A 23553-nucleotide genomic window follows, 5' to 3' on the forward strand; every position below is an offset into this window, starting at 1 on the left:
CCTCGGAGTCCGGAAACCGCGAGCGCTTGTCACAGCCGCAGCGCACCCTACGTCTCAGCTTCAGTCGCGGCGGAGGGATGACCATGGACGGGAAGACGAAAGCCGAGGCGTTCGACGCCCTGCACCACGACGGCCGGATCCTGGTGCTGCCGAACGCCTGGGACGCGGCCAGCGCCGCGGTGATGGAGGACGCCGGCGCGAAGGCGGTAGCGACCTCCTCGGCGGCGGTGGCCTGGGCGCACGGCTATCCGGACGGCGACGCCCTGCCGCTCGCCAGGCTGCTGGCCACGGTCGAGACGGTGGCGCGGGCGGTGAAGGTCCCCGTGACCGCCGACATCGAGGGCGGCTACACCGACGACCTCGCCGAGCTCGCCGAGACGGTCAAGGCGGTGATCGGGGCCGGCGCGGTGGGGATCAACCTGGAGGACGGCCATCGCGCCCCCGATCTGCAGGCCCGCAAGATCGAGGCCGCCCGCAAGGCCGCCGACGGCGCCGGCGTTCCCCTGTTCATCAACGCCCGCACCGACGTCTTCCTGAAGCGGCTGGCCGAGGGTCACGCCGCCTATATGGCGACGGTCGAGCGGGCCGAGCTCTACCGCGGCGCGGGCGCGAGCGGCGTCTTCGTGCCCGGCCCCTCCGATCCCGACCTGATCGACCGGCTGGCCGACGAGATCCGGCTGCCGCTGAACATCATGCTGGTCCGCGGCCTGCCGAAGGCCGAGCAATTGCAGGCGCTGGGCGTGCGGCGCCTGAGCTCCGGCGCCGCCCCGTTCATGGGCGCCTACGCCACGCTCGCCAAGGCCATCGCCGCCTACTTGGCCGACGGCGACGCCACGGCCTTCAACGCCGAGGGCCTTGGGAACCTGAACGCGCGGTTCGGAGCCTAGCTCGGCATCCGGTGCAGGGCGCAGAGCTTGTTGCCGTCCGGATCGCGGATATAGGCAAGGTAGAGTTTGCCGGCGGGGCCTTCGCGCACGCCCGGGGGATCCTCGATGGAGACGCCGCCCGCTTCGAGGCCGGCATTGTGGAAAGCCTCGGCCTCCTCCGCGTTGGCGCAGGCGAAGCCGATGGTCGAGCCGTTGCCCGCCGTCGCCGGGGCGCCGTCGATCGGCAGGGACACCGAGAAGACGCCGGTCGGCGTGCGGTAGAACACGCGGTGGCGGTCAACGAAGCCCGCCGGCACGCCCAGGGTCCCCAACACCTTGTCGTAGAACGACTTGGCGCGGTCGAGGTCGTTGGTGCCGATCATGATGTGCGAGAACATGGGTCGCGTCCCTCCGTTGGCGTTTCCGCCGACCGACATGCGTGAAGTTCGCGGCGGAGGCAACGCCGTCGTGGCGCCAACTCGCAGTGTCATCCCGGAATCGGCGCAGCCGATGTCCGGGACCCATGCGCGCCTGCGATGCCGGGGAAGCTCGATGCTCGGTCACCCTGCCGCCTCACCGGCCATGGCGCGTATGGGTCCCGGTCTTCGCGCGCCGCGAAACCGGGATGACACGGAAGGGAATGGAAGCGCGGTCTGTGTGGCCATCTCCCAGATGCCACCACGCCTTGGATCTCATGGATGATGCGAGCTTTGCGGCCTCGGCTTGTCAAGGACGCTGCCCTTGGGCAGCGCCGCGGAGCGGCCGGCTTCGCCGGTCCTTGAGAAGCCGAGACCGCAAAGCAAACTGGCCGCCATGAGATTTAAGCCGCAGCCCGCGAGTTCGCGCGCTTGTGACGGATGACCGGCGGCCTTCCCGCGCCTATCTTCTCCCCATGACAGACACCCTCGACGCCGCCCCCGAGACCCTGGCCGACATCCCACGCGAGCCGACCCAGGACGGGCCGAAGGTGCGGCTCTATCTGGTGGACGGCTCCGGCTTCATCTTCCGGGCCTTCCACGCCCTCCCTCCCCTGACCCGCAAGTCCGACGGCCTGCCGGTGGGGGCGGTGGCCGGCTTCTGCAACATGCTGTGGAAGCTGCTGGTCGACATGAAGGCGGAGGCCCAGGCCCCGACCCATCTGGCGGTGGTGTTCGACCATTCCGAGGAGACCTTCCGCAACAAGCTCTACGACCAGTACAAGGCCCACCGCCCGCCGCCGCCCGAGGACCTGGTCCCGCAATTCCCCCTGGTGCGCGACGCCACGCGGGCCTTCGGCGTGCCCTGCCTGGAGCTGCCCGGCTATGAGGCCGACGACCTGATCGCGGCCTATGCCTGCAAGGTGCGCGACGCCGGCGGCGAAGTGGTGATCGTCTCCTCCGACAAGGACCTGATGCAGCTCGTGGGGCCGCAGGTCTCCATGCTCGACACCATGAAGACGCCGAACCTGGTGATCCGCGCCGAGCAGGTGTTCGACAAGTTCGGGGTGACCCCGGACAAGGTGGTCGACGTCCAGGCCCTGTGCGGCGACAGCGTCGACAACGTGCCGGGCGCGCCGGGCATTGGCATCAAGACCGCCTCGGCCCTGATCACCGAGTACGGCGACCTCGACACGCTCCTGTCGCGGGCCAGCGAGATCAAGCAGGACAAGCGCCGCCAGACCCTGATCGACTTCGCCGATCAGATCCGCCTGTCGCGCGAGCTGGTGAGGCTGGACTGCGACACGCCGCTGCCCTCGCCGATCGACGAGCTGGCGGTGGCCGAGCCGGACGCCGAGGCCCTGCAGGCCTTCCTCGACCAGATGGAGTTCCGCACTCTGGCCCGGCGCGTCGCCGAGGCCCGCGAGGGCGGCGGCAATGCGCCCTCGGCCACGCCCACGCCCTCCGCCGACGGCGGCCGCGCGGCGCCCGTCGCGCCGGCCCACGGGCCCGTCGACGTCAACGCCTATCAGTGCGTGCGCGACCTTGCGACCCTGGACGCCTGGATCGAGCGCGCCTTCGCCGCCGGCGTCGTCGCCTTCGACACCGAAACCGATGCGCTGTCGTCCTCCGCCGCCAACCTCTGCGGCGTGTCCCTGGCGGTGGCGCCCGGCGAGGCCTGCTACATCCCGGTCGGCCACGAGCATGAGCAGGAGGGCGGCCTGCAACTCGAGGCGCCCACCGCGCTCGACCAGATTCCGCTGGCGGACGCCCTGGCGCGGCTGAAGCCGCTGCTCGAAGCGCCGCACGTCCTGAAGGTCGCCCAGAACGGCAAGTACGACCTGGCGGTGCTGTCGCGCCACGGTATCGAGGTGGGGCCCATCGAGGACACCATGCTGATCGCCTTCGCCCTCGAAGGCGGCCTGCACAAGAGCTACGGCATGGACGAGCTCTCCAAGCGGCTGCTGGGCCACGAGCCGATCAGCTTCAAGACCGTGGCCGGGACCGGCAAGGCGCAAAAGAGCTTCAAGCACGTCGAGCTCGGCTCAGCGACCTGCTACGCCGCCGAGGACGCCGACGTCACCTTGCGCATCTACCAGCATCTGCGCCCGCGCCTCAGCCACGAAAAGCTGCTGACGGTCTATGAGACCCTGGAGCGGCCCATGCCCCAGGTGCTCGTCGAGATGGAGCTGGCCGGCGTCAAGGTCGACCCCGAACGGCTGCGGCTGCTCTCCAACGATTTCTCGATCCGCATGGGCGAGCTGGAGGCCGAGGCGCACCGCGTGGCCGGGCGGCCGTTCAATCTGGGCAGCCCCAAGCAGATCGGCGACCTGCTGTTCGGCGAGATGGGCCTGTCGTCCGGCCGCACCACCGCCACCGGCGCGGCCTCCACCGACGCCTCGATGCTGGAGGACCTGGCCGCCCAGGGCCACGAGCTGCCGCGCATCCTCTTGGACTGGCGGCAGCTTTCGAAGCTGAAGGGCACCTACACCGACAACCTGGTGGCGGCCATCAACCCCAAGACCGGCCGGGTGCACACCTCCTATTCCCTGGCCGCGGCCACGACGGGCCGGCTGGCCTCCTCCGACCCCAACCTGCAGAACATCCCGGTGCGCACCGAGGAAGGCCGCAAGATCCGCAAGGCCTTCATCGCCGAGCCCGGCCATGTACTGATCAGCGCCGACTATTCGCAGATCGAGCTGCGCCTGCTGGCCCACATCGGCGACATCCCACAGCTCAAGAAGGCCTTCGCCGAGGGGATCGACATCCACGCGCTCACCGCATCCGAAATGTTCGGCGTGCCGGTCGAGGGCATGCCGGCGGAGACGCGCAGGCGCGCCAAGGCGATCAACTTCGGCATCGTCTACGGCATCTCGGCCTTCGGCCTGGCCAACCAGCTCTCCATCCCGCGCGAGGAGGCCGGGGCCTACATCAAGACCTATTTCGAGCGCTTCCCCGGCATCCGCACCTACATGGACCGCATGCAGCGCCAAGTGCGCGCCGAGGGCTTCGTCACCACCGTCTTCGGCCGCAAGGTGTTCATCCCCGCCGCCCAGGGGAAATCCCAGGCCGAGCGGTCCTTCGGCGACCGCGCGGCGATCAACGCCCCGATCCAGGGCGCGGCCGCCGACATCATCCGGCGCGCCATGATCCGCATGCCCCAGGCCCTGCGCGACGCCGGCCTCGCCGCCCGGATGCTGCTGCAGGTGCACGACGAACTGATCTTCGAGGCGCCGGAAGCCGAGGCCGAGGCGGTGATCGCCGTCGCCAAGCGTATCATGGAGAAGGCGCCGGAGCCTGCGGTCGCCTTGACCGTTCCCCTTGTGGTCGACGCCCGCGCGGCGGCCAACTGGGACGACGCCCACTAGGAGGCAGACGGCAAGATGGACGGCGAGGCGACCGCGACCGTCCTGTCCCTGCCCGGCGGCAAGCTCGTGGCACGCGTGCGCCGCCGCTTCGCCGAGGCGCCCTGGGCGGCCAGCGCCGAGCTGGCTGCGCGGATGGGCTATGTGGCGCGGGGCCTGGTCTACCTCAGCACCGGGACCATCGCCCTGCTGGCCGTCGCCGGCCTTGCGCCCCACACCAAGAGCCCGATCGGCGCCCTGGAGGCCTGGTCGCACTGGAGCCTGGGCGTCCTCCTGCTCTGGCTGACCGGGATCGGCCTCTACGGCTTCGCCGGCTGGCGCGCCCTGCAGGCGGTGTTCGACGCCGACCGCCAGGGCAAGAGCCCCAAGGCCTGGGCCAGCCGCGTCGGCCAGGCGCTGAGCGGCGTCATCTACGGCTCCCTGGCCGTCTCGATCTTCGGGATCATCGACACCCTGCACGACCTGCGCCACGCCGAACTCGAGAAGACCAGCGAGCGGGTGGCCGGCGTCATGGCCTGGCCGCTGGGGCCGGCCCTGGTGATGGCGCTGGGGCTCTTCATCCTGGCCTGCGGGGCCGGCAACGCCATCCGCGCGGTCGTCGACGACTTCGGCGGCACGCTGGAGTGCGACCACCGCACGCGGCGCTGGGCGCGCTGGATCGCCCGCGTCGGCTATTTCGGCCGCGGCCTGGCCATGCTGCCGGTGGGCTTCTTCATGCTGCGCGCCGGCTGGCACGAGCGGGCGGCCGAGGCGCGCGGGGTCGGCGGCGCGCTCTGGGCCCTGCACGGCCTGACCGGCGGCGACGCGGTCTTGGCGCTCCTGGGCCTCGGCCTGATCGCCTTCGGCGCCTTCGCCTTCGTGGAAGCCCTCTACCGCCCGATCCGCCCGGAAGCGGCCCTGGAATCATCGAGCTGAAGCGGGAAAGGGCTCCTGGTGGAGCCGAGGGGAATCGAACCCCTGACCTCCTCATTGCGAACGAGGCGCTCTACCATCTGAGCTACGGCCCCAGGGTGCGAGCCCAGGAAGGCGCGGAATAACCCTTTTGGGGCCGCCTCTGTCAAGCCGCCGTCGGCGGATGCGTCGCCGCAGCCCGGGCGACCTTGACTTTGCCAGGGCGGCAAACCCCGCTAGAACCGCGTCATGGGATCCTTCCTCTACTTCATCGTCGACGGCCTCCTGGGCCTCCTGGTGATCGCCATCATCATCAGCGCCATCCTGTCGTGGCTGGTCGCCTTCGACGTGATCAACCTGCGCAACCAGTTCGTCTACAATGTCGCGCGCTTCCTGGACGCGGTGACGCGGCCGGTGCTGCGGCCCGTGCAGAAGGTGATCCCGCCGATCGGCGGCGTCGACATCAGCCCGATCATCGTCCTCTTGGTCATCCAGGGCATCCGGCTCTACCTGCTGCCGCTGGCGTTCGGCCCGCTGATCTCGATCCTGCACTAGGGGCGACACGACCTTTCTGCGGCCTCGCCGGAACCTATCGCCTCAACGCCGGTTACCCCTGCGATCCTCCGGCTGCCCCCCGCTGGAGCGGTCACGGACCGGCCCGGCGACACCCTGGCATCCCCCCGACCAACCGCCGGGCCGGTTCCCCCTTTCCACCCTTTCCGCGCGATCCGGTTGGCGCCAGATAGCGTCATGCCGCCGCCCGCCGCCGCCCCATCCAAAGCCACACGGGCCGATCTCGCCCGGCTGATCGCCGACGCCCGCCGCCTGGTGGTGTTCACCGGCGCCGGCATCTCAACCGAATCCGGCATCCCCGACTTCCGCAGCCCCGGCGGGGTGTGGAGCACCATGAAGCCGATCTACTTCCAGGCGTTCGTCTCCGACCCCGCCAAGCGCCGCGAGGCCTGGAGCCGCGCCTTCTCCGGCCGCGCCGGCTGGACCGGGCGCGAGCCCAACGCCGGTCACCATGCGGTGGCCCGCCTGATCGCCAGCGGCAAGGCCACCCACGTCATCACCCAGAACGTCGACAACCTGCACCAGGCCTCGGGCGTGCCGGCCGACCGGGTGATCGAGCTGCACGGCAACGCCAGCTACGCGACCTGCCTGGACTGCGGCGAGCGCCACGAACTGGCCGACCTGAAGGAGGGCTTCCTGAAGGCCGGCGAGATCCCCTACTGCCGCCGCTGCGGCGGGCTGGTGAAGACCGCCACCATCTCCTTCGGCCAGGCCATGCCGGCCGGGCCCATGGCGCACGCGGAGGCCGCCAGCCTCGACTGCGACGTCTTCCTGGTGCTGGGCTCGTCCCTGGTGGTCTATCCGGCGGCGGGGTTTCCGCTGCTGGCCAAGCGCAACGGAGCGACGCTGGCCATCGTCAACCGCGAGCCCACCGAGCTCGACGCCTACGCCGACCTCGTGCTGCACGACGAGATCGGCCCGGCGATGACCGAGGCGACCCCGGCCAACTGAGGCGGCTTCGGCGGCCCGCTTCGCCCCCTACTTCGGCGGAGTCCCGGCCGGCGGGGCGGCGGCGGGCGGCGCGGCGGCGCCCGGCGCGGCGGGCGGCTTGGCGCCGGCCGGCGCCTCGAAGGCCGCCTGCAGGCCGTGCACGGCCGCTTCGACCATCGGCCCGCAGCGCTGGGCCTCGGCCGGCAGTTCCGTCGGCGCCATCTTGGCCTCCTCGGCCTTGATCGCCGTGGCGAGGTCCATGCCCGGCGCGCGGACGGCGAGGCGGCCGGCGAAGAAGTAGACGCCGATCAGCGCAGCCTGCTGGCGTTGCGGATCGCGGCCCAGCACCGCCATGGTGAGCAGGCAGCGGATATCGTCGGTGGTGGTGGGCGAGCCGACCTTGGCCGGGCCGGCGGCGGCCGGCTTGGCGGCGGCGGGTTTGGCGGCCGGAGCCGCGCCCGGCGCGGCGGGAGCAGCGCTGGCGGCCGGCGCCAAGCCCAACGACACCGACCCCATCAACAGGGCCACGAGCATCGATTTCGCCAAGGCCCTCATGGGTCTACCTTCAATTGACTGGAACATTCGGCTCCGAATGGCACGCTTTTGGCCGCCTGTCGCGCAGGGATCGCGCGACCACGCCCGCAGCATGGAGAACCCGGATCGGGAAGGGGTGGTGCCGCCAGGGTGACTCGAACACCCGACCTACGCATTACGAATGCGCCGCTCTACCGGCTGAGCTATGGCGGCCTAAACCCTGGACAAGGGCCTTGAGAATCCTCCGCCGCAGGAAACCCTGCCGCGAAGGCGGGCCTATTTAGCGGCTCTGGGGGCGCTCGCCAAGCGGCTGCGGCTGGCCCTGCGTCGCGCGGGCGCAGGCGCAGGCGTCTGGAGAGGGGGTTCATCCTCGTCATAGGCCTCATCGTAGGCCTCGCCGCTCGACGGATAGAGCAGGGGTTCGTGGCCGTCCGCGCCCAGGAAGGCCGCGGCGTCGGCGTAGGCGATGGGCAGCTCCGGCAGTTCGCTCAGGCCCCGCTCGCCCCGCTCGAAGCGCGGATGGATGAGGTCGCCGGTTTCGGCGTAGGCGATCGCCAGCCGGGCCCAGTCGGCGGGCGGATAGGCGAAGGCGCGGCCCTCGGGGTCCAGGTCCGACCAGTCCGGCTCAGCCGGGGCGTTCATCCCCTGGGCCAGCCAGAGCCGCGCCTCGTCCGGCTGGCCGGCGGCGAAGGCGACCCGGGCGCGCAGGCCCGCGATGCGCGCGGTCACCGGCTCGGCGCCCAGCGGCTCGAGGGCCTGGCGCGTGGCGGGCGCGTCGCCGCCGATCAGGGCGCGCTCCACGGCCAGGATGCGGCTTTCGCGGTGAGTGGGGTTTTGGGCCGACAGCTCCGCCAGCCGCCGGGCGCGCTCGGCGGGGGTCTCGTCGGTGCGCAGGTCGCGGTAGGCGAGCCACAGCGCCGGGTGCGGCCGGGCCTTCCAGGCGGCTTCCAGCAGGGCGGCGGCGCGGCCCTGCTTGCCGTCGGCGGCCAGGAGGCGCGCGGCCATGACCGCGCCGGGCGGAAAGCCGGGCTGCAGCTTGGCCGCCTCCAGGGCGCTCTCCAGGGCCTGGCCGCGGGCCTTCGGTTCGGCGGCGGTCTCAAGCTGGGCGGCCAGCGCGGCCAGGAGGGCGGCGCGGGCCCGCTCGGCGGTGACCGGCGGCACGATCTTGCGGTCGAGGGCGCTGCGGACCAGCTCCAGCCCCGCGCTCCACTCGGCGGCGGCCAAGCGCGCCTCCAGCAGGACGCGCCAGGCCCAGCGGGCGCTGCGGGTCTCGTTGAAGGCTTCCTGGGCGTGGCGCAGCGCCGTCTCGCGTTCGCCTTGCGAGAGGGCGAGCTGCATCAGCCCCCGATGGCCGGCCAGCCGCATCTCCGGGAAACCCAGCATGGCGGAATAGGCGGCCTGGGCCGCGGTCACGTCGCCGGCGGCCTCGGCGGCCTGGGCGGCGAGCACGCGCACCAGGCCCGGCGTCTCGTCGGCGAGGTCGGCGGCCTTCTGGGCCAGGCGGCGCGCTTCGGAGCCGTCGCCGGCCGCGGCGGCCAGGAAGCCTCGGGTCAGGGTCTCATTGGCCTGCCGGCGGCGGATCTCGGCGCGGCTGCGCTCGGCTCGCGCCGGCGCGGCGAGGATCCACAGGAGGGTGCGCCAGAAGATCGTGGCCAGGAGGGCGCCGAACAGCATCAGCAGGATGGCCGTGGCCGCGGTCAGGTCGGCGCGCCAGCCCAGCCAGGTGACACTCGCCTGGCCGGCGTCGCCGCTCAGGCCCAGCGCCGCGACCGCCACGGCCGCGACGATCAGGATGACCAGGCTGGCGCGGATCATGCGCCGCCCCTGGCCTCGCCGGCCAGGGTCTGCAGGGCCCGGGCGCGCAGGGCCGAGGCGTTGCGGTCGATCTCCGCCCGCCGCTCGGCGCGGGCGCGCCAGGGGGCCATGGCGTCGCGGGCGCCAGCCGGCAGGCGGTCGAGGGTGCGCAGCGCCCGGTCGAGGTCGCCGTCCTCCACCTGCCGCTGGGCGCGGGTCAGGAGGGCGTCGGCGCCCTCGCCGGCCACGTCGCCCACCCGGCGCAAGGTCACGACGCGCGACAGCTCATAGACGATCTTGCCGCCGAGACCGGCCTTGCCGCCGGGCTGGCGGGCGGCCACGGCGGCGCGGGCGGCGTAGTCCGGATAGCTGATCGCCAGCGCCGTGCGGCTGGGCGCGCCGAGCGGCGCCAGACGGGCGAGCGCCAGGATCTCCGGCGAAGGCGGCGAGATGCCCCGCAGGCTGGAAAGTTCGTCGGCGAAGGGGCCGGTGCCCTGGCTCGCCTCCACCACCGCCGAGGCGGCGAGCGCGGCGGCGGCGGCCTGGGCGGCGTGCGTCTGCTCCGATTCCAGGGTGGTCACCCGGGCGCTCAGCCGCGCCACGTCGGGCGAGGCCCCCCCGGGGCCGGCGGCCATCGCCGGGACGGCGGGCGGCGGCAGGGCGGACGCGGCGGCGGGCTCGGCGCTGGCGGCGGCCGATTCGGCCACGGGCTTGGCGGCCGGCGGATGCGGCTTGAACAGCCGAGGCCCGAACTCGGCGATGACGACCCCGGCCAGCACGCAGAGCAGCATCAGGACCATCATCGCCCAGAAGGTGAAGCCCAGCAGCGGGCGCGGCCGGTAGTCGGCCGGGTCCTTCGGCGGGATGAACTCCGGCGCGTCGGGCGGCGTGGTCATGGGGTGCGGTCTATCAGATTCAGCAGGGCCCCTTCGAGGGGCATGGATGGAAAGACCCTCGGGCCCACCTTGGCGCGGGCCAGGGGCCGCACCACCGCCTTCGACAGGCCGAGCGCGCGCAGGGCGGGCGCCGGATGGGCCTTCAGGAGCGCGGCCAGCACCTGGGCGGCGCGCGGCGAATGCAGCAACACCGCGTCGCTCGCCACCAGCTGGGCGGCGGCCTCGGGCGCCAGCGTCACCGGGAGGGTCTCATAGAGCACCAGCCTCCGCGCGGTCACGCCCTGCGCCTCCAGGGCGCGGACCAGGTCGCCGGCGGGCTCAAGGGCGCCCGGATGCAGCACCGCGCCGCGCAGCTCACCGCGCCGCTGGCCGATGCCGGCGGCGAGCGCCTCGACGTCGCCGTCGGCGGACAGCACCAGCTTGAACCCCGCCGCGCGCGCCGCCTCAGCGGTCGCCGCGCCGACGGCGAACACCCGCAGCGCCCGCTCCGCAGACAGGTCGGCGAAGGCGCGCACGCCATTGGCGCTGGTGAAGGCGAGCGCGGCGACCCCAACCAGGTCGACCTGGACATCCGCCAGCGGCTGCACCGCCAGCAGCGGCGCCACCACGGCCTCATGGCCCAGCGCCCGCACCCGCTCCGCGGTGACGGCCGCGCCGGGCTGAGCGCGGGTGATCCATATCTTCTGACGGCGGCGTGCCATGGAGGCGATTCTGCGCCGCAGGACCTTAACCTTCTGCAAACCGTGTTACGCAGGCTTGTGATCCGTTTCGGCCCCCTGTTTGCCGGCCTTGCCGTGCTGGCGACCGCCCCGGCGCGCGCCCAGGACGCCGCCGGGGCGCGGGCCTTCGTAGTCGGCCTCTACGCGGCCTATCACGGCCACGGCCCCGACTACCTGGGCCGTCAGGCGCCGCAGGTGTTCGCGCCCAGGCTTTTGACCCTGATCCGACGCGATGCGGCCGAAACGCCCCAGGGCGACGTGGGCGCCCTCGACGGCGACCCCATCTGCGACTGCCAGGACGCCGGCGGCCTGCGCGGCGTCGCGGTCGAGGTCACCGGCGGCGCCGGCGGGCGCGCCAGCGCAGTCGCCCATTTCCGGATTTCCGCCGAAGCTCGTACGGTGCGCCTCGATCTCGTCGCCGTTCAGGGGCAATGGCGGATCAGCGACGTCCACACCGCCGACACGCCCAGCCTGGTTTCCCTGCTGACCCGAAGCCTGCGCGCCGGCCATCCGAAGGATTGACCATGCCCGACGACCCGCCGGCCAGCGAAGAGACCCCGATCCAGCGCGCCCTGCGGCTGAAGAAGGCCGCCATCGACGCGCGTCCGAAACCGCCCCGCGGCGGCAAGTTCCAGCGCGAGCAGGCCGCCGCGGCCCGGTCGTCCTCGAAATCCAAGCCCTGGATGTCGCGCTAGACCTCGATCGCGTCGACGATCACCGCGACGGAAAACATCATCGGCGCGAAGGCGAGGTAGCGGTACGTCACCCGACGCGCCTCGCAGAACTCCTGGAAGGCCTTGAACTCATGGTTCTGCCAACCGGGATAGTTGAGGTACTCGTCGAAGACGATCACCGTGCCGGGAACGATCCGCGGCGCGAGATGATCGAAGACCGTCCGGGTGCTTTCGTAGAGATCACAATCGATGTGCAGGAAGGCGGCCGGCCCGTCCACCTGCTCCAGGAAGGTCGGCAGGGTCTCCCCGAACAAACCTTTGACAAGCCGGTAGTTGTTCATCGGAACGGCGAGCTGCGGAAGCTGCCCCTTCAGGCTAAAGGCGCCTTTGACAACCCCCAGGAACCAGTCGTCCGGCAGGCCTTCGAATGAATCGAACCCATAGACCGTCGCATCCACGCGGTTGGCGACGAAGGCCAGGGTCTCGCCCTTGAAGACGCCGAACTCCGCATAGAACCCGGGGACCTTGGCGAACGGCAGGACGTACTCCAGAAGGTCCAGGCGACCCTGGCCCGGGTGCTTCTGCCCCCTCACGGGCCGCGCCGTGACCATGTGCTCCAACGCGTAGCGGGCGCTGTCCAAGCTGGCCTGTTCGTACATCCGGTGCTCGAGGTCGCGGTCGGCGGCCTTGAGGCTGCGCACAATCGCGTTGGCCGTCGCGTCCAGAACGGGCCTGAAGCCTTCGACGACGCGGCTCACCAAGTCATGGAGAGGATGGGCCGTCTGCGGCTCCGGCGATTGGCTCATGATCAGGACACTCGCTCTACCAAGGGGCCGAGCTCCGCGATCTGGACCCCTGGCCGCAGATGGGCGCCGGAAAAGACCCGGAATTCGAAATTGATGCGCGGGCGGGTCATGCCTTCTGTCACGTAGGTGCGGTGGATGACGTTCTCGCTGAACACCAGCCCGTCGCCGACCTCGAACTCAGGCGCCATGAACTGTTCGCCGTATTCCTCTACGATGCGGGCGCGGTCGATGGTGATGTTGTCATAGGCGGCGTTTTCGCTGCGCAGGCCGAAGTCCTTGCGCGGGAAATCCGGCCGGCAGGGATGGCGGACGACCTCCAGGCCCGGCGCATCTCGCCCCGCGCCCGGATCGAGGGGAATCCAGCAATTCAGCACCTGTGGCGTGCGGACATCCTGGGTGTAGCTGTCTTGGTGATAGGGGATGAACGAACGGTCCGACTGGATCGGATGGTGGTTGCGAAAACCCAGGCGATTGATGGCCACATAGAAATCGTCGCCGCCCCAATAGGCTTGGCAGAGCCTGTGGAAGGCGCCGCCGCGGAACATGGCGGGCAGCACCTCGCGGTGGATGAGCCCCGCATTGACCAACGCCCCGAAGGTTCCGATGCCGTGGGTGGCGTACATGCGTGCGTGTGGCGAGGTGTCGCCATCCAGGATTTTCCGGCGGCGGATGTCGCAGAAGGCCTCGATCGCCTGACGCAGGGTCCCCAGGGGTTCGAGCGGCCACGCCTCGCGAAGAACGGTCGACCCGAGGTCCCGCACTTCTTCGGCCGCCTTTTTCAGATCGTCGACGGCCACGTCCTCGGATGCCATTTCAACCCCAAAGAAGACGGGGCTACCTAAGCGAAGGACCGCCGCCGTCAACATTCGATGTGTCCTGGACGGCGGATAGCCTCACAGGTCGATCGCGTCGCCAGCTTCGTCCTTCACCGCCCGGCCCAGCGACAGGCCCAGCGCCCGCGCCGAGGCTTCCGGGTCGGCGAGTTCGGTGAGGTCGGCCTCGCCGGCATGGCGGTAGCGGCGGGCGCCGTTCGTGGAGAGCGCCTCGACGATCAGCTTCAAATGTGCGCCCTCGAACCAGGCATGCGCCCCGATGGCGGTCTTGCAGGAGCCTTCCAGGGCGGCCAGCGCCCCGCGCTCGGCGGCGACGGCGACCGCCGTGGGGCCGTGGCGGATCGCCTGCACCCAGGCGGCGTCGCAGTCGCCGACGCGGGTTTCGATGGCGAGCGCGCCCTGGCCCGGCGCCGGCGGGCACTCGATGGGGTCGATCAGGTTCTTGGGCAGGTCGCCCAGGCCCAGGCGCTTCAGGCCCGCATAGGCCAGCAGGATGGCGTCGGCGTCGCCGGCGGTCAGCTTGGCGATCCGCGTATCGACGTTGCCGCGCAGCATCTGCACGTCCAGGTCCGGCCGGCGATGCAGCATCTGCGCCTGGCGGCGGAGGCTGGCCGTGCCCAGGACCGCGCCCTGCGGCAGGTCCTCGAGCCGGTCGGCCTTAAGGCTCAGGAAGGCGTCGCGGGGGTCCTCGCGCTCGGGGATGGCGGCGATGCACAGGCCCTGCGGCAACAGCGCCGGCATGTCCTTCAGGGAGTGCACCGCACAGTCGATACGGCCTTCGAGCAGGGCCTCCTCGATCTCCTTGGTGAACATGCCCTTGCCGCCGATCTCCAGCAGGCGGCGGTCCTGCACCCGGTCGCCGGTGGTGGTGATGACGATCAGCGGCGCGGCGGCCGCGACCTGGGCGGCGTCCTCAAGGTCGGCGCCCAGGGCGGCGGCGATCCGGCGCTGCATGTGCCCCGCCTGGGCCAGCGACAGCTTCGAGCCCCGGGCGCCGATCCTGACTTGCGGTTGCGTGGTCACGGGCGGAGGGCTACCTCGGGGCGGAATTGCAAAGCGCCTGCTACAGGAGCGGGCGCCCCCCGGCAACCGGATGACCTTCCGCTCTCAGTCCCCACAGACCGTCCTCGGCCTCGAGACCAGCTGCGACGAGACCGCCGCGGCGGTGGTGCGCCGTGGCGAGGACGGGACGGTCGAGGTGCTGTCCTCGGTGGTCGCCAGCCAGATCGCCGCCCATGCGCCGTTCGGCGGGGTGGTGCCGGAGATCGCCGCGCGGGCACACGTAGAGAGCATCGACGCCATCGCGGCCCAGGCGCTGGCCGACGCCGGCGTAGGGTTCACGGACCTGACCGGGGTGGCGGCCACCGCCGGTCCCGGCCTGGTGGGCGGGGTGATGGTCGGCCTGTCGTTCGGCAAGGCCGTGGCGCTGGCGCGCGGCCTGCCCCTGGTGGCGGTGAACCACCTGGAAGGCCACGCGGTCTCCGCGCGGCTGGGGGCGGCCGTCGACTACCCCTTCCTGCTGCTGCTGGTCTCGGGCGGCCATTGCCAACTCCTGGCGGTGGAGGGCGTCGGCGCCTGCCGGCGGTTGGGCTCGACCATCGACGACGCCGCGGGCGAGGCCTTCGACAAGATCGCCAAGACCCTCGGCCTGCCCTACCCGGGCGGCCCGGCCCTTGAAAAACTGGCGGAAAGCGGTGAACCGACACGCTTCGAGCTACCTCGAATGTTGCTGGGGCGGAAGGACTGCGACTTCTCCTTCTCCGGCCTGAAGACCGCGGCGGCGCGGATCGCCGAGGGCCTGACGGGCGACCATCAGCGCGCCGACCTGGCCGCCGCGGTCCAGGCCGCCATCGCCGCCCAGCTCGCCGAACGCAGCGACCGGGCCATGGCGACGTACGCGGCCCAGCACGCGGAAACCGGCCTGCGCTTTGTGGTCGCCGGCGGCGTCGCGGCCAACCGGACGGTGCGCGCACGGCTGCAGGCCACCGCCGAGGCGCGCGGCTTCGCCTTCACCGCCCCGCCGCTCGCCTACTGCACCGACAACGCCGCGATGATCGCGCTGGCCGGCGCCGAGCGCCTGGCCATGGGCCTTTCCGATCCGCTCGATGCAGCCGCCCGGCCCCGCTGGCCGTTGGACGAGGCCGCGGCCAGCGCCAACCCGACGCATGTCCCCGGCCGCAAGGGCGCGAAAGCATGACGAAAGCCTCTCTAGCGAAGAAGGCTGGCGTGATCGGCGGCGGCGCATGGGGCACGGCCCTGGCGCAGGTCTGCGCGCGGGCCGGGCTGGAGACCACGCTCTGGGCCCGCGAGGCCGATGTGGTGGCCTCGGTGAATACGAGCCATGAGAACACCAGCTTCCTGCCGGGGATCGATCTCGACCCCGCGATCCGCGCCACCGGCGACTTCGCCGACCTGGCGGACAGCGACCTGGTGCTGGCGGTGACCCCGGCCCAGCATCTGCGCGCCGCCCTCACCGCCTTCGCGCCGCACGCGCCCGACGGCTTGCGCATCCTGCTCTGCGCCAAGGGGATCGAGCAGGGCTCACTGAAGCTGATGACCGAGGTGCTGGCCGAGACGGTCCCGCAAGCCCAGCCGGCGGTGCTGTCGGGGCCGAGCTTCGCGGGCGAGGTCGCGCGCGGCCTGCCCACCGCCGTCACCCTGGCCTGTCCCGATCCCGGCTGCGCCGAGGACCTGGCCGAGCTGATCGCCACGCCCGCCTTCCGGCCCTACTTCGCCACCGACATGATCGGCGCCGAGGCCGGCGGGGCGGTGAAGAACGTGCTGGCCATCGCCTGTGGCGTCGTCGAGGGCCGCGGCCTCGGCCGCAGCGCGCACGCCGCCCTGATCACCCGCGGCTTCGCCGAGCTGACCCGCCTGGCGGTGGCGCTGGGCGCGGAAGCCGAGACCCTGGCCGGGCTCTGCGGCCTGGGCGACCTGGTGCTGACCTGCTCCAGCCCGCAGTCGCGCAACATGAGCGTGGGCCTGGCCCTGGGCCGCGGCCAGACCCTGGAGGACGCGCTCGCCGGCAAGCTCTCAGTGGCCGAGGGCGTGGCCTCCGCGCCCGCCGTGCGCCAGCTCGCCCGCAAGCTCGGCGTCGATGTCCCGATCTGCGAGGCCGTGGCCGCCATCCTGGCCGGTCAGGCCGGCGTCGACGAGGCTATCGCAGGCCTGCTCTCCCGACCCCTTCGCGAGGAATAGACGACCATGGCGCTCTTCATGCTGGCCTGTTTCGACAAGCCGAATTCCCTCGACCTGCGCATGGCCACGCGCGAGGCGCACCTGGCCTATGTGCGGGAGAACGCGGCGATGGTGAAACTGGCCGGGCCGCTGCTGGACGAGGCCGAGGCCATGGCCGGCTCGCTGTTCGTGCTGGACTGCGCCGACCGCGCCGCCGCCCAGGCCTTCAACGCCGCCGACCCCTATCAGACGGCGGGCCTGTTCGGGACGGTGGAGATCCGCGGCTTCAAGGCCACCATCGGCCAGCTGGGTTGAAGGAGCTTTCCGACAATCCGGCCCGCCCGGCGCCTGGCGTGCGGCTCTGCGCGGTGGCGGAGATCGCCGACCCCGGCTCCAAGGGCTTCCGCTTCCGCGCCGACAGCCGGCTGTTCGCGGGCTTCCTGGTGCGCGAGGGCGAGGCGGTGCGCGGCTTCGTCGACCAGTGCCCGCACGCCGGTTGGCCGCTGGGCTTCGACGACCGCTACCTGACCCGGGCCGGCGACCACATCCTTTGCGCCGGCCATGGGGCGCTGTTCAGCCTCGACGGCACAGGCGTCACCGCCCCCTGCGCCGGCGACCGCCTCACCGCCTGGCCCGTGGAAGTCCGCGGCGGCGAGGTGTTCACGGCCTAGGCTGGCATGGCCTCCGCCGAGAAGCCGCCGACGTCCTCCATCAGCCCCTTCACCGCGGCGGCCACCAGTTCGCCGCCCTTGTCGGGGGTGGCCTGGCCAGGGTCGGAGCCCATGCGGCCATCGGGATAGCGGGCGCGGAAGTCGAGGGCCTCGCGGATCGGACCGGTGGGCGCGACCTGCGGCGCGTAGTTGGCCGACTTGATGGCGTCGGGATAGCCCCACTGGGTGACGGCGATCTCCGACGGCGTGGCGTGGCTGCCGTGGCCGGTGGGGAACTGGCGGTTGGCGAGCGACATGACGCCCGGCAGTTCCCACCAATTCTTCAGCTTGCAGGCGAAGCCGCGGTTGCGGCCGGAGAAGGTCGCCTCGGCGTAGAGTTCGGAGAAGGCCGCCTCGATGGTGGCGACGTTGCCGCCGTGGCCGTTCAGGAAATAGAGCTTCTCGAAGCCGGCCAGGCCCAGGCTGCGGCACCAGTCGAAGATCGCGGCCATGAAGGTCGAGGGGCGCAGCGCGATGGTGCCGGCGAAGCCCAGGTGATGCTGGGCCATGCCGATGTTGAAGGTCGGCGCGACCAGGAGGTCCGGATGCTGCCGCTGGGCCTCGTGGGAGATGATCTCCGGGCACAGCCAGTCGGTGCCGAGCAGGCCCGTGGGGCCGTGCTGCTCGTTGGAGCCGATGGGGATCACCACCGTCTTCGAGCGCTTCAGATAGTCGTCGATCTCCTGCCAGGTGGAGAGGTGCAGCAGCATGGGTCGGGCCTCGTGCGGGTCGGCGGTTCGCCTTCCCGCATAGGCCTTGCGGCGGGAGGCCGCTAGGGCTTCGCGGCCGGCGGGACCTCGATGCGCAGGTCGCCAAGCGGGACGCCGGTCAGCCGCCAGGCGTCGCCGCGCTTGGCGAAGCCGATCCGGCAGCGGTGCGTGACCGCCTCATCCAGGCAGACGTGCGTTCCGTTGCGCACCTTCAGCATGGCGGCGACCTGGGCCTCGGTCGGCGGCGCGGCCACCGGCTGGCCGGTTTTGGCGTCGACCAGGTGGAAGGCGTCCGGATTGATCATCCGGCCGATGGCGAACTCCGAGGGCTCGCCCACGTCGACGCCCTTGGCGCGGCCGAGTTCGGTGAGCTGTTCGCGCAGGTCGGATTCCACTTCCGGCCGGTCGAGGCCGGCCTCGAAGCCCGCCCGGTCATGCCGCAGGACAGCGCCCAGGAAACGGGCGATGTCCTTCGCCGCCTGCGCCTTGGCGTTCATCCCGCAGCCGGCGGCGCCCAGCGCCATGACCAGCGCCAGCGCGCACCCTGCGACCGCCCGACCCTTCGAAAACATCGCCGGACCATGGGCCGCGTCGGTCGCCGAGGGCAAGCTTGGCCGCCGCAGTTGTTGCGCCGGACCGGCCTCTCCGCATACTCCCTGCAAACGCCGAATTCGGGAGTGCGCCCAGGTGTCCGACGAAGTCTTTCCGGTTCCCGAGGCCTGGGCGAAGTCCGCCCGCATGGATGCGGCGGGCTATGACGCCGCCGTCGCCCGGGTCGAAGCCGATCCCGACGGCTATTGGCGCGAGGTCGGCGAGCGCCTCGACTGGATCCAGCCGTTCACCGAGGTGAAGGACGTCTCCTTCGACGCCAAGGACTTCCGGGTGCGCTGGTTCGCCGACGGCGTGCTGAACGTCTCGGTCAACTGCATCGACCGCCATCTGCCGGCGCGGGCCGACGAGGTCGCCATCATCTGGGAAAGCGACGACGGTTCGATAAGCGACGAAGTGACCTATGCGCAGCTGCATTCCGAAGTCTGCCGCATGGCCAACGTCCTCAAGGCCAAGGGCGTCAAGAAGGGCGACCGGGTCACGATCTACCTGCCGATGATCCCGCAGGCGGCCTACGCCATGCTGGCTTGCGCGCGGATCGGGGCGATCCATTCGGTGATCTTCGGCGGCTTCTCGCCGGATTCCATCGCCGGGCGCATCCAGGACTGCGACTCCAGGATCGTGGTCACCGCCGACGAAGGCCTGCGTGGCGGCAAGCCCGTGCCGCTGAAGAAGAACGTCGACGAGGCGCTGAAGTCCTGTCCTGGCGTCACCGACGTCATCATGGTGCGCCGCACGCGCGCCGACGTGCCGATGACCGAAGGCCGCGACGTCTTCTATTCCGACATCAAGGCCAGCGTCTCCGACCAGTGCGATCCCGAGCCGATGAACGCCGAGGACCCGCTGTTCATCCTCTACACCTCCGGCTCGACCGGTAAGCCCAAGGGCGTGCTGCACACCACCGGCGGCTACCTGACCTGGGCCAGCCACACCCACGAACTGGTGTTCGACTACCGCCCCGGCGAGGTCTTCTGGTGCACCGCCGACGTGGGCTGGGTGACCGGCCACAGCTATGTGGTCTACGGCCCGCTCGCCAACGCCGCGACCACGGTGATGTTCGAGGGCGTGCCGAACTACCCGACCTCCTCGCGGTTCTGGGAGGTCTGCGACAAGCACAGGGTGGAGGTGTTCTACACCGCCCCCACCGCCATCCGCGCCCTGATGCGCGAGGGCGACGCCCCGGTGACCCGCACCTCGCGCCAGAGCCTGCGCCTCCTGGGCACGGTGGGCGAGCCGATCAATCCGGAGGCCTGGCTCTGGTACCACCGCGTGGTGGGCGAGGGCCGCTGTCCGATCGTCGACACCTGGTGGCAGACCGAGACGGGCGCCACCCTGATGAGCCCGCTGCCGGGCGCGACGGCGCTGAAGCCCGGCTCCTGCGCCAAGCCGCTGCCGGGCGTGAAGCCGCAGTTGGTGGACGCCGACGGCAAGGTGCTGGAGGGCGCGATCAACGGCAACCTGTGCCTGACCGACTCATGGCCCGGCCAGATGCGCACGGTCTACGGCGACCACGACCGGTTCATCACGACCTACTTCACCACCTATCCCGGCAAGTACTTCACCGGCGACGGCGCCCGGCGCGACGCGGACGGCTACTACTGGATCACCGGCCGGGTGGACGACGTGATCAACGTCTCCGGCCACCGCCTGGGCACCGCCGAGATCGAGAGCGCCCTGGTCGGCAACCCCGCGGTCGCCGAGGCCGCGGTGGTCGGCTATCCGCACGAGCTGAAGGGCCAGGGGATCTACTGCTTCGTGACGCTCAAGGCCGACATCACGGCCTCGGGCGGCCTGGAAAGCGAGCTGCGCAACTGGGTCCGCCGCGAGATCGGCCCCTTCGCCTCGCCAGACGTGATCCAGTTCGCGCCGGGCCTGCCCAAGACCCGCTCGGGCAAGATCATGCGCCGCATCCTGCGCAAGGTGGCCGAGGGCGATATCGCCAACCTCGGCGACACCACCACCCTGGCCGACCCCGCCGTGGTCGACGACCTGGTGCGCAACCGCGCCGAGGATGGGGCGCCGGACATCCTGACCCTCTCCACCGGACGGATCGGCGCCGACGAGATCGAGCGCGTCATGCTGGGCCACGACGGGATCGTGGCCGCCGCCGTGGTCGGCGCGCCGGACGGCCTGCACGCCTTCGTGGTGGTCGCGCCGGACACCCGGGCCACCGACGTGCTGGAGGCCGACCTGAAGGGCCTGGTGCGCCGCGAGATCGGCCCGGCCGCCGCGCCGCAGTCGGTGCGGTTCCTCTCCGCCCTGCCCTCCAGCAAGTCCGGGGCGATCGCGCGGCGGATCCTGCGCAAGGTGGCGGCCGGCGACCTCACCAACCTAGGCGACCCCGGCCAGCTCGCCGACCCGGGGGTGCTGGACGAACTCCTGAAGACCCCGACCAGCGCCTGACGAAACGCCGCGGCGGATGACCGGAGCGCCTAGCCTTCCCGCCGCCGCCCGCCTCGCCGGCGCTTGCCTGGCCGCCGCGGCGCTTGCGGCAGGCCCGGCGCGGGCCCTAGACCTGCCCGCCCACGCCCAGGCGCAGCTGGACCGCGGCCGGCCCTACGTCGAGGTGAGCCCCGGCGCGGACGGGACCTCCGGCGTCATCGTCGCCGCCATCGACGTGCCCGCGCCGCAGGCCGCCGTCTGGAGCGTGATGACCGACTGCGACCTGGCGCCCAAGATGGTCGCCAACCTGAAGAGCTGCCGGGTGCTGGAGCGGGACCCGCAGGGGCGCTGGGACATCCGCGAGGAGGTCTCGAAGATGACCTTCATGCCCTCGGTGCGCACGGTCTACCGCGAGGACTTCGAGCCGCCGCGCCGCATGGCCTTCCACCGCACCGACGGGGACCTGAAGGTCTTCGAGGGGGAGTGGAGGCTGGAGCCGCACGGCGACCATGTGCGGGTGACCTACGAGGCCCACGTGGCCGCGCCCTTCGCCGTGCCGGGCTGGGTGGCGCGCCTGGCCCTGCGCCACGACGTGCCGACGGCCCTGCTCGCCCTGCGCCGCGAGGCCATGGCGCGGACCCCATGAGCCGGTCGGCATGAGCCCGGACCTGCCGGCCGGATTGCAGGCGGCCCTGGACCGCGCGCTGGAAGGCGTCTCGCGCCGGGACCTGGCCGAACGGGCGGCGCGGACCTCCGAGGCCTACCGCGCCGGGCGGCCATCGGCCGGGGTGATCCGCGACGCCGCCGACGCCTTGGCCTATGCGCTCACCCGGCTTCCGGCGACCTACGCCGCCTGCGTCACGGCCCTGGCGGAGGCCGCGCGGATGGCGCCGGGGTTCGCGCCGCGCAGCCTGCTCGACGCCGGCGTCGGGACCGCCGCGGCGAGCTGGGCGGCCTCGCAGGTCTGGCCCGGCCTAGAGGCCGCCACCTGGCTCGACGCCAGCGCGCCGTTCCTGACCCTGGCCACGACCCTGGGGGCGGGCGGACCGCCGGCCCTCCGAGACGCGGAGGTCCGGCGCGCCGACCTCACCGGCGGCGGCCCCTGGCCGGCCGCCGACCTGGCGGTCGCCAGCTACGCCCTGGCCGAGATCGCCTCCGACAAGCAAATTTCTACAATAGCCGAACTATGGAATGCCGCCGGGGGCCTGCTGGTTCTGGTCGAGCCCGGCACGCCGGCCGGCTACGCCCGTATCCTGGCCGCTCGCGGCGCTCTGATCGCCGCCGGCGCAAGCATAGTTGCGCCATGCCCGCATCATGATCGCTGTCCGTTGGTCGGCGAGGACTGGTGCCATTTCAGCGTGCGCCTGCCGCGCCGCCGCGACCATCGCCTGGCCAAGGGCGCCGACGTCCCCTTCGAGGACGAGCGGTTCAGCTATCTGGTCGCCGCCCGGCCGCACATCGCGCTCGCGCCACGGCAGCCTCGTATCCTGGCGCCGCCCCGCGCCGGCAAGCCAGGGATCGGGCTCAAGCTCTGCGCCCCGGACGGCGGACTGGGGCAGCGGCTCATCGCCAAACGCGACAAGGCCGCCTTCGCCGTCGCCCGCCGGCTGGACTGGGGCGACGTGACGCCCGACGATGCCACTGACGAAAAACCGGGAGGCCGCCATGCCGAAGAGCCGTGAAGTCCACCTCGTCCATCGCCCGAGCGGCGCGCCGAAGCCTGAGGACTTTGCCCTGGTCGACCGCCAGGTTCCCGACGCCGGCGAGGGCGAGGTGCTGGTGCAGAACCTCTTGATGTCGGTGGACCCGGCCATGCGGCCGCGGCTGACCGCCGGCCAGGCGCTGGACGAGGCCATGATGGGCGGCGCCCTCGGCCGCGTGGTCCAATCGCGGACCGACGCCTTCGCGGTCGGCGACCTGGTCACCAACCGCAACGGCTTCCGGGAGTATTTCGTCTCCGACGGCAAGGGGCTGACCAAGCTCGCGCCGGACCCCGACCTGCCGCTGAGCGTCTACATGCACGCCCTCGGCGGCACGGGCTTCACGGCCTATGGCGGCCTTCTGCACATCGGCCAGCTCAAGGACGGCGAGCAGGTGTTCGTCTCCACCGCCGCCGGCGCGGTGGGCTCGGTGGCCGCCCAGATCGCCAAGCTGAAGGGCTGCTATGTGGTGGGGTCCACCGGCGCGGACGACAAGGCCGCCTGGCTGCGCGACACCGTCGGGCTGGACGCGGTGATCAACTACAAGACCCAGCCGATCCGGCAGGCCCTGGAGGAGGCCACGCCCAAGGGGATCGACGTCTATTTCGACAATGTCGGCGGCGACCACCTGGAGGCGGCGCTGCGGCGGATGAACACGCTGGGCCGCGTGCCCGTGTGCGGTTTCATCTCCGGCTACAACTCCGGCCATTCGACGGTCTCGAACCTGTCGAACATCATCTATGCGCGGGTGATGCTGCGCGGGTTCGTGGCGCCGGACTTCATGCACCTCTACGGCGACTTCCAGCGCGACATGGCCGGCTGGCTGAAGTCGGGCCAGGTGAAGCACCAGGAGACCGTCCGGGACGGGATCGCCGAGGCGCCCGCCGCCCTGATCGGGCTGATGGCCGGGGAGAACAGCGGCAAGATGCTGGTCCGCCTGGCCGATTAGTCGACGCGCCGCCACCGCC

The 23553-nt window shown here is 71.7% G+C and carries 25 protein-coding genes, 2 tRNA genes and 1 pseudogene; 16 read left to right on the forward strand and 12 right to left on the reverse strand.

Features of this window, described 5'->3' with window-relative positions:
* Positions 1-83: 83 nt before the first annotated feature.
* The gene (locus E8A49_RS20180) at positions 84-887 is read left to right on the forward strand and encodes an isocitrate lyase/phosphoenolpyruvate mutase family protein (RefSeq protein ID WP_293385877.1); all 804 of its coding nucleotides are present in this window, start codon (positions 84-86) and stop codon (positions 885-887) included.
* Here the strand turns inward: E8A49_RS20180 and E8A49_RS20185 are convergent.
* Complete coding sequence (locus tag E8A49_RS20185) at positions 884-1264, reverse strand: VOC family protein (RefSeq protein WP_293385879.1); 381 nt, start codon at positions 1262-1264, stop codon at positions 884-886. The two genes, E8A49_RS20180 and E8A49_RS20185, sit on opposite strands and share 4 nt — an antisense overlap.
* 494 nt (positions 1265-1758) lie before the next feature.
* Here E8A49_RS20185 and polA point away from each other — a divergent pair, with 494 nt between their 5' ends.
* A complete protein-coding gene (gene polA / locus E8A49_RS20190) occupies positions 1759-4650 on the forward strand; it encodes a DNA polymerase I (RefSeq protein WP_293385881.1) in 2892 nt (963 codons plus the stop codon).
* A 15-nt stretch (positions 4651-4665) separates the two neighbouring features.
* Positions 4666-5562 (forward strand): DUF1206 domain-containing protein, encoded by an 897-nt coding sequence (locus E8A49_RS20195; protein ID WP_293385883.1) that lies wholly within the window; start codon positions 4666-4668, stop codon positions 5560-5562.
* Positions 5563-5578: 16 nt separating this feature from the next.
* Here E8A49_RS20195 and E8A49_RS20200 read toward each other — a convergent pair.
* Positions 5579-5654: transfer RNA gene (locus E8A49_RS20200), tRNA-Ala, on the reverse strand.
* A gap of 133 nt (positions 5655-5787) precedes the next feature.
* On the opposite strand from E8A49_RS20200, the gene E8A49_RS20205 reads away from it, so the two are divergent.
* Both E8A49_RS20205 and E8A49_RS20210 read left to right on the forward strand, forming a co-directional pair.
* Positions 5788-6093: a YggT family protein gene (locus tag E8A49_RS20205; RefSeq protein WP_293385885.1), complete on the forward strand. Its 306-nt coding sequence runs from the start codon at positions 5788-5790 to the stop codon at positions 6091-6093.
* 195 nt (positions 6094-6288) lie between these two features.
* Positions 6289-7062, forward strand: a complete 774-nt coding sequence (locus E8A49_RS20210; protein WP_293385887.1) for a Sir2 family NAD-dependent protein deacetylase — start codon at positions 6289-6291, stop codon at positions 7060-7062.
* 27 nt (positions 7063-7089) lie between these two features.
* On the opposite strand, the gene E8A49_RS20215 is transcribed toward E8A49_RS20210, so the two are convergent.
* From E8A49_RS20215 to E8A49_RS20235, 5 genes are all read right to left on the reverse strand, one after another.
* On the reverse strand, positions 7090-7575 hold the full coding sequence (locus tag E8A49_RS20215; protein ID WP_293385889.1) for a hypothetical protein: 486 nt from the start codon (positions 7573-7575) through the stop codon (positions 7090-7092).
* 137 nt (positions 7576-7712) lie between these two features.
* Positions 7713-7788 (reverse strand) — tRNA-Thr (locus E8A49_RS20220).
* Positions 7789-7851: 63 nt separating this feature from the next.
* Positions 7852-9390: a heme biosynthesis HemY N-terminal domain-containing protein gene (locus E8A49_RS20225; protein ID WP_293385891.1), complete on the reverse strand. Its 1539-nt coding sequence runs from the start codon at positions 9388-9390 to the stop codon at positions 7852-7854.
* Positions 9387-10265, reverse strand: coding sequence for a hypothetical protein (locus E8A49_RS20230; RefSeq protein ID WP_293385893.1), 879 nt, complete (start codon positions 10263-10265; stop codon positions 9387-9389). Before E8A49_RS20230 ends, E8A49_RS20225 begins: the two co-directional genes overlap by 4 nt.
* Positions 10262-10966, reverse strand: a complete 705-nt coding sequence (locus tag E8A49_RS20235; RefSeq protein ID WP_293385895.1) for a uroporphyrinogen-III synthase — start codon at positions 10964-10966, stop codon at positions 10262-10264. Before E8A49_RS20235 ends, E8A49_RS20230 begins: the two co-directional genes overlap by 4 nt.
* Before the next feature lie 57 nt (positions 10967-11023).
* Here E8A49_RS20235 and E8A49_RS20240 point away from each other — a divergent pair, with 57 nt between their 5' ends.
* Positions 11024-11506: a hypothetical protein gene (locus E8A49_RS20240; RefSeq protein ID WP_293385897.1), complete on the forward strand. Its 483-nt coding sequence runs from the start codon at positions 11024-11026 to the stop codon at positions 11504-11506.
* Positions 11507-11508: 2 nt separating this feature from the next.
* Positions 11509-11679 (forward strand): hypothetical protein, encoded by a 171-nt coding sequence (locus E8A49_RS20245; protein WP_293385899.1) that lies wholly within the window; start codon positions 11509-11511, stop codon positions 11677-11679.
* On the opposite strand, the gene E8A49_RS20250 is transcribed toward E8A49_RS20245, so the two are convergent.
* Genes E8A49_RS20250 through hemC form a run of 3 tightly spaced genes read right to left on the reverse strand, consistent with a single transcriptional unit; the run spans position 11676 to position 14320 of the window.
* Entirely contained in the window at positions 11676-12464 is a 789-nt protein-coding gene (locus tag E8A49_RS20250; RefSeq protein WP_293385901.1) for a TylF/MycF/NovP-related O-methyltransferase, read from the reverse strand. The two genes, E8A49_RS20245 and E8A49_RS20250, sit on opposite strands and share 4 nt — an antisense overlap.
* A gap of 2 nt (positions 12465-12466) precedes the next feature.
* Positions 12467-13330 (reverse strand): hypothetical protein, encoded by an 864-nt coding sequence (locus E8A49_RS20255; protein WP_293385903.1) that lies wholly within the window; start codon positions 13328-13330, stop codon positions 12467-12469.
* A 27-nt stretch (positions 13331-13357) separates the two neighbouring features.
* Positions 13358-14320: a hydroxymethylbilane synthase gene (hemC, locus tag E8A49_RS20260; RefSeq protein WP_293385905.1), complete on the reverse strand. Its 963-nt coding sequence runs from the start codon at positions 14318-14320 to the stop codon at positions 13358-13360.
* 70 nt (positions 14321-14390) lie between these two features.
* On the opposite strand from hemC, the gene tsaD reads away from it, so the two are divergent.
* The 4 genes from tsaD to E8A49_RS20280 are packed head-to-tail and all read left to right on the forward strand — an operon-like array spanning position 14391 to position 17145.
* Entirely contained in the window at positions 14391-15494 is a 1104-nt protein-coding gene (gene tsaD, locus E8A49_RS20265; protein ID WP_293385907.1) for a tRNA (adenosine(37)-N6)-threonylcarbamoyltransferase complex transferase subunit TsaD, read from the forward strand.
* The gene (locus E8A49_RS20270) at positions 15491-16495 is read left to right on the forward strand and encodes an NAD(P)H-dependent glycerol-3-phosphate dehydrogenase (RefSeq protein ID WP_293385910.1); all 1005 of its coding nucleotides are present in this window, start codon (positions 15491-15493) and stop codon (positions 16493-16495) included. The genes tsaD and E8A49_RS20270 overlap by 4 nt, the downstream gene beginning before the upstream one ends.
* Before the next feature lie 6 nt (positions 16496-16501).
* The gene (locus E8A49_RS20275; protein ID WP_293385912.1) at positions 16502-16789 is read left to right on the forward strand and encodes a YciI family protein; all 288 of its coding nucleotides are present in this window, start codon (positions 16502-16504) and stop codon (positions 16787-16789) included.
* On the forward strand, positions 16786-17145 hold the full coding sequence (locus E8A49_RS20280; protein WP_293385914.1) for a Rieske 2Fe-2S domain-containing protein: 360 nt from the start codon (positions 16786-16788) through the stop codon (positions 17143-17145). The genes E8A49_RS20275 and E8A49_RS20280 overlap by 4 nt, the downstream gene beginning before the upstream one ends.
* Here E8A49_RS20280 and E8A49_RS20285 read toward each other — a convergent pair.
* Entirely contained in the window at positions 17142-17894 is a 753-nt protein-coding gene (locus E8A49_RS20285) for a creatininase family protein (RefSeq protein WP_293385916.1), read from the reverse strand. The genes E8A49_RS20280 and E8A49_RS20285 overlap by 4 nt on opposite strands.
* A 62-nt stretch (positions 17895-17956) precedes the next feature.
* Positions 17957-18418, reverse strand: a complete 462-nt coding sequence (locus E8A49_RS20290) for a hypothetical protein (RefSeq protein WP_293385918.1) — start codon at positions 18416-18418, stop codon at positions 17957-17959.
* A gap of 163 nt (positions 18419-18581) precedes the next feature.
* On the opposite strand from E8A49_RS20290, the pseudogene acs reads away from it, so the two are divergent.
* The 5 genes and pseudogenes from acs to E8A49_RS20315 form a co-directional block, all read left to right on the forward strand.
* Positions 18582-20510 (forward strand): annotated as a pseudogene (acs, locus tag E8A49_RS20295) (acetate--CoA ligase); the annotation flags it as partial.
* On the forward strand, positions 20496-20906 hold the full coding sequence (locus E8A49_RS20300) for a hypothetical protein (protein WP_293385999.1): 411 nt from the start codon (positions 20496-20498) through the stop codon (positions 20904-20906). The pseudogene acs and the gene E8A49_RS20300, both read left to right, overlap by 15 nt.
* A gap of 16 nt (positions 20907-20922) precedes the next feature.
* Positions 20923-21531 carry an SRPBCC family protein gene (locus tag E8A49_RS20305; protein ID WP_293385920.1) on the forward strand — a complete coding sequence of 203 codons (609 nt, stop codon included), beginning with the start codon at positions 20923-20925 and terminating at the stop codon, positions 21529-21531.
* Positions 21532-21541: 10 nt separating this feature from the next.
* On the forward strand, positions 21542-22567 hold the full coding sequence (locus E8A49_RS20310) for a small ribosomal subunit Rsm22 family protein (RefSeq protein ID WP_293385922.1): 1026 nt from the start codon (positions 21542-21544) through the stop codon (positions 22565-22567).
* Positions 22551-23534 (forward strand): NADP-dependent oxidoreductase, encoded by a 984-nt coding sequence (locus tag E8A49_RS20315; RefSeq protein WP_293385924.1) that lies wholly within the window; start codon positions 22551-22553, stop codon positions 23532-23534. The genes E8A49_RS20310 and E8A49_RS20315 overlap by 17 nt, the downstream gene beginning before the upstream one ends.
* Positions 23535-23553 lie beyond the last annotated feature (19 nt).

This window comes from Phenylobacterium sp. (genome assembly GCF_004799515.1).
GTDB lineage: Bacteria > Pseudomonadota > Alphaproteobacteria > Caulobacterales > Caulobacteraceae > Phenylobacterium.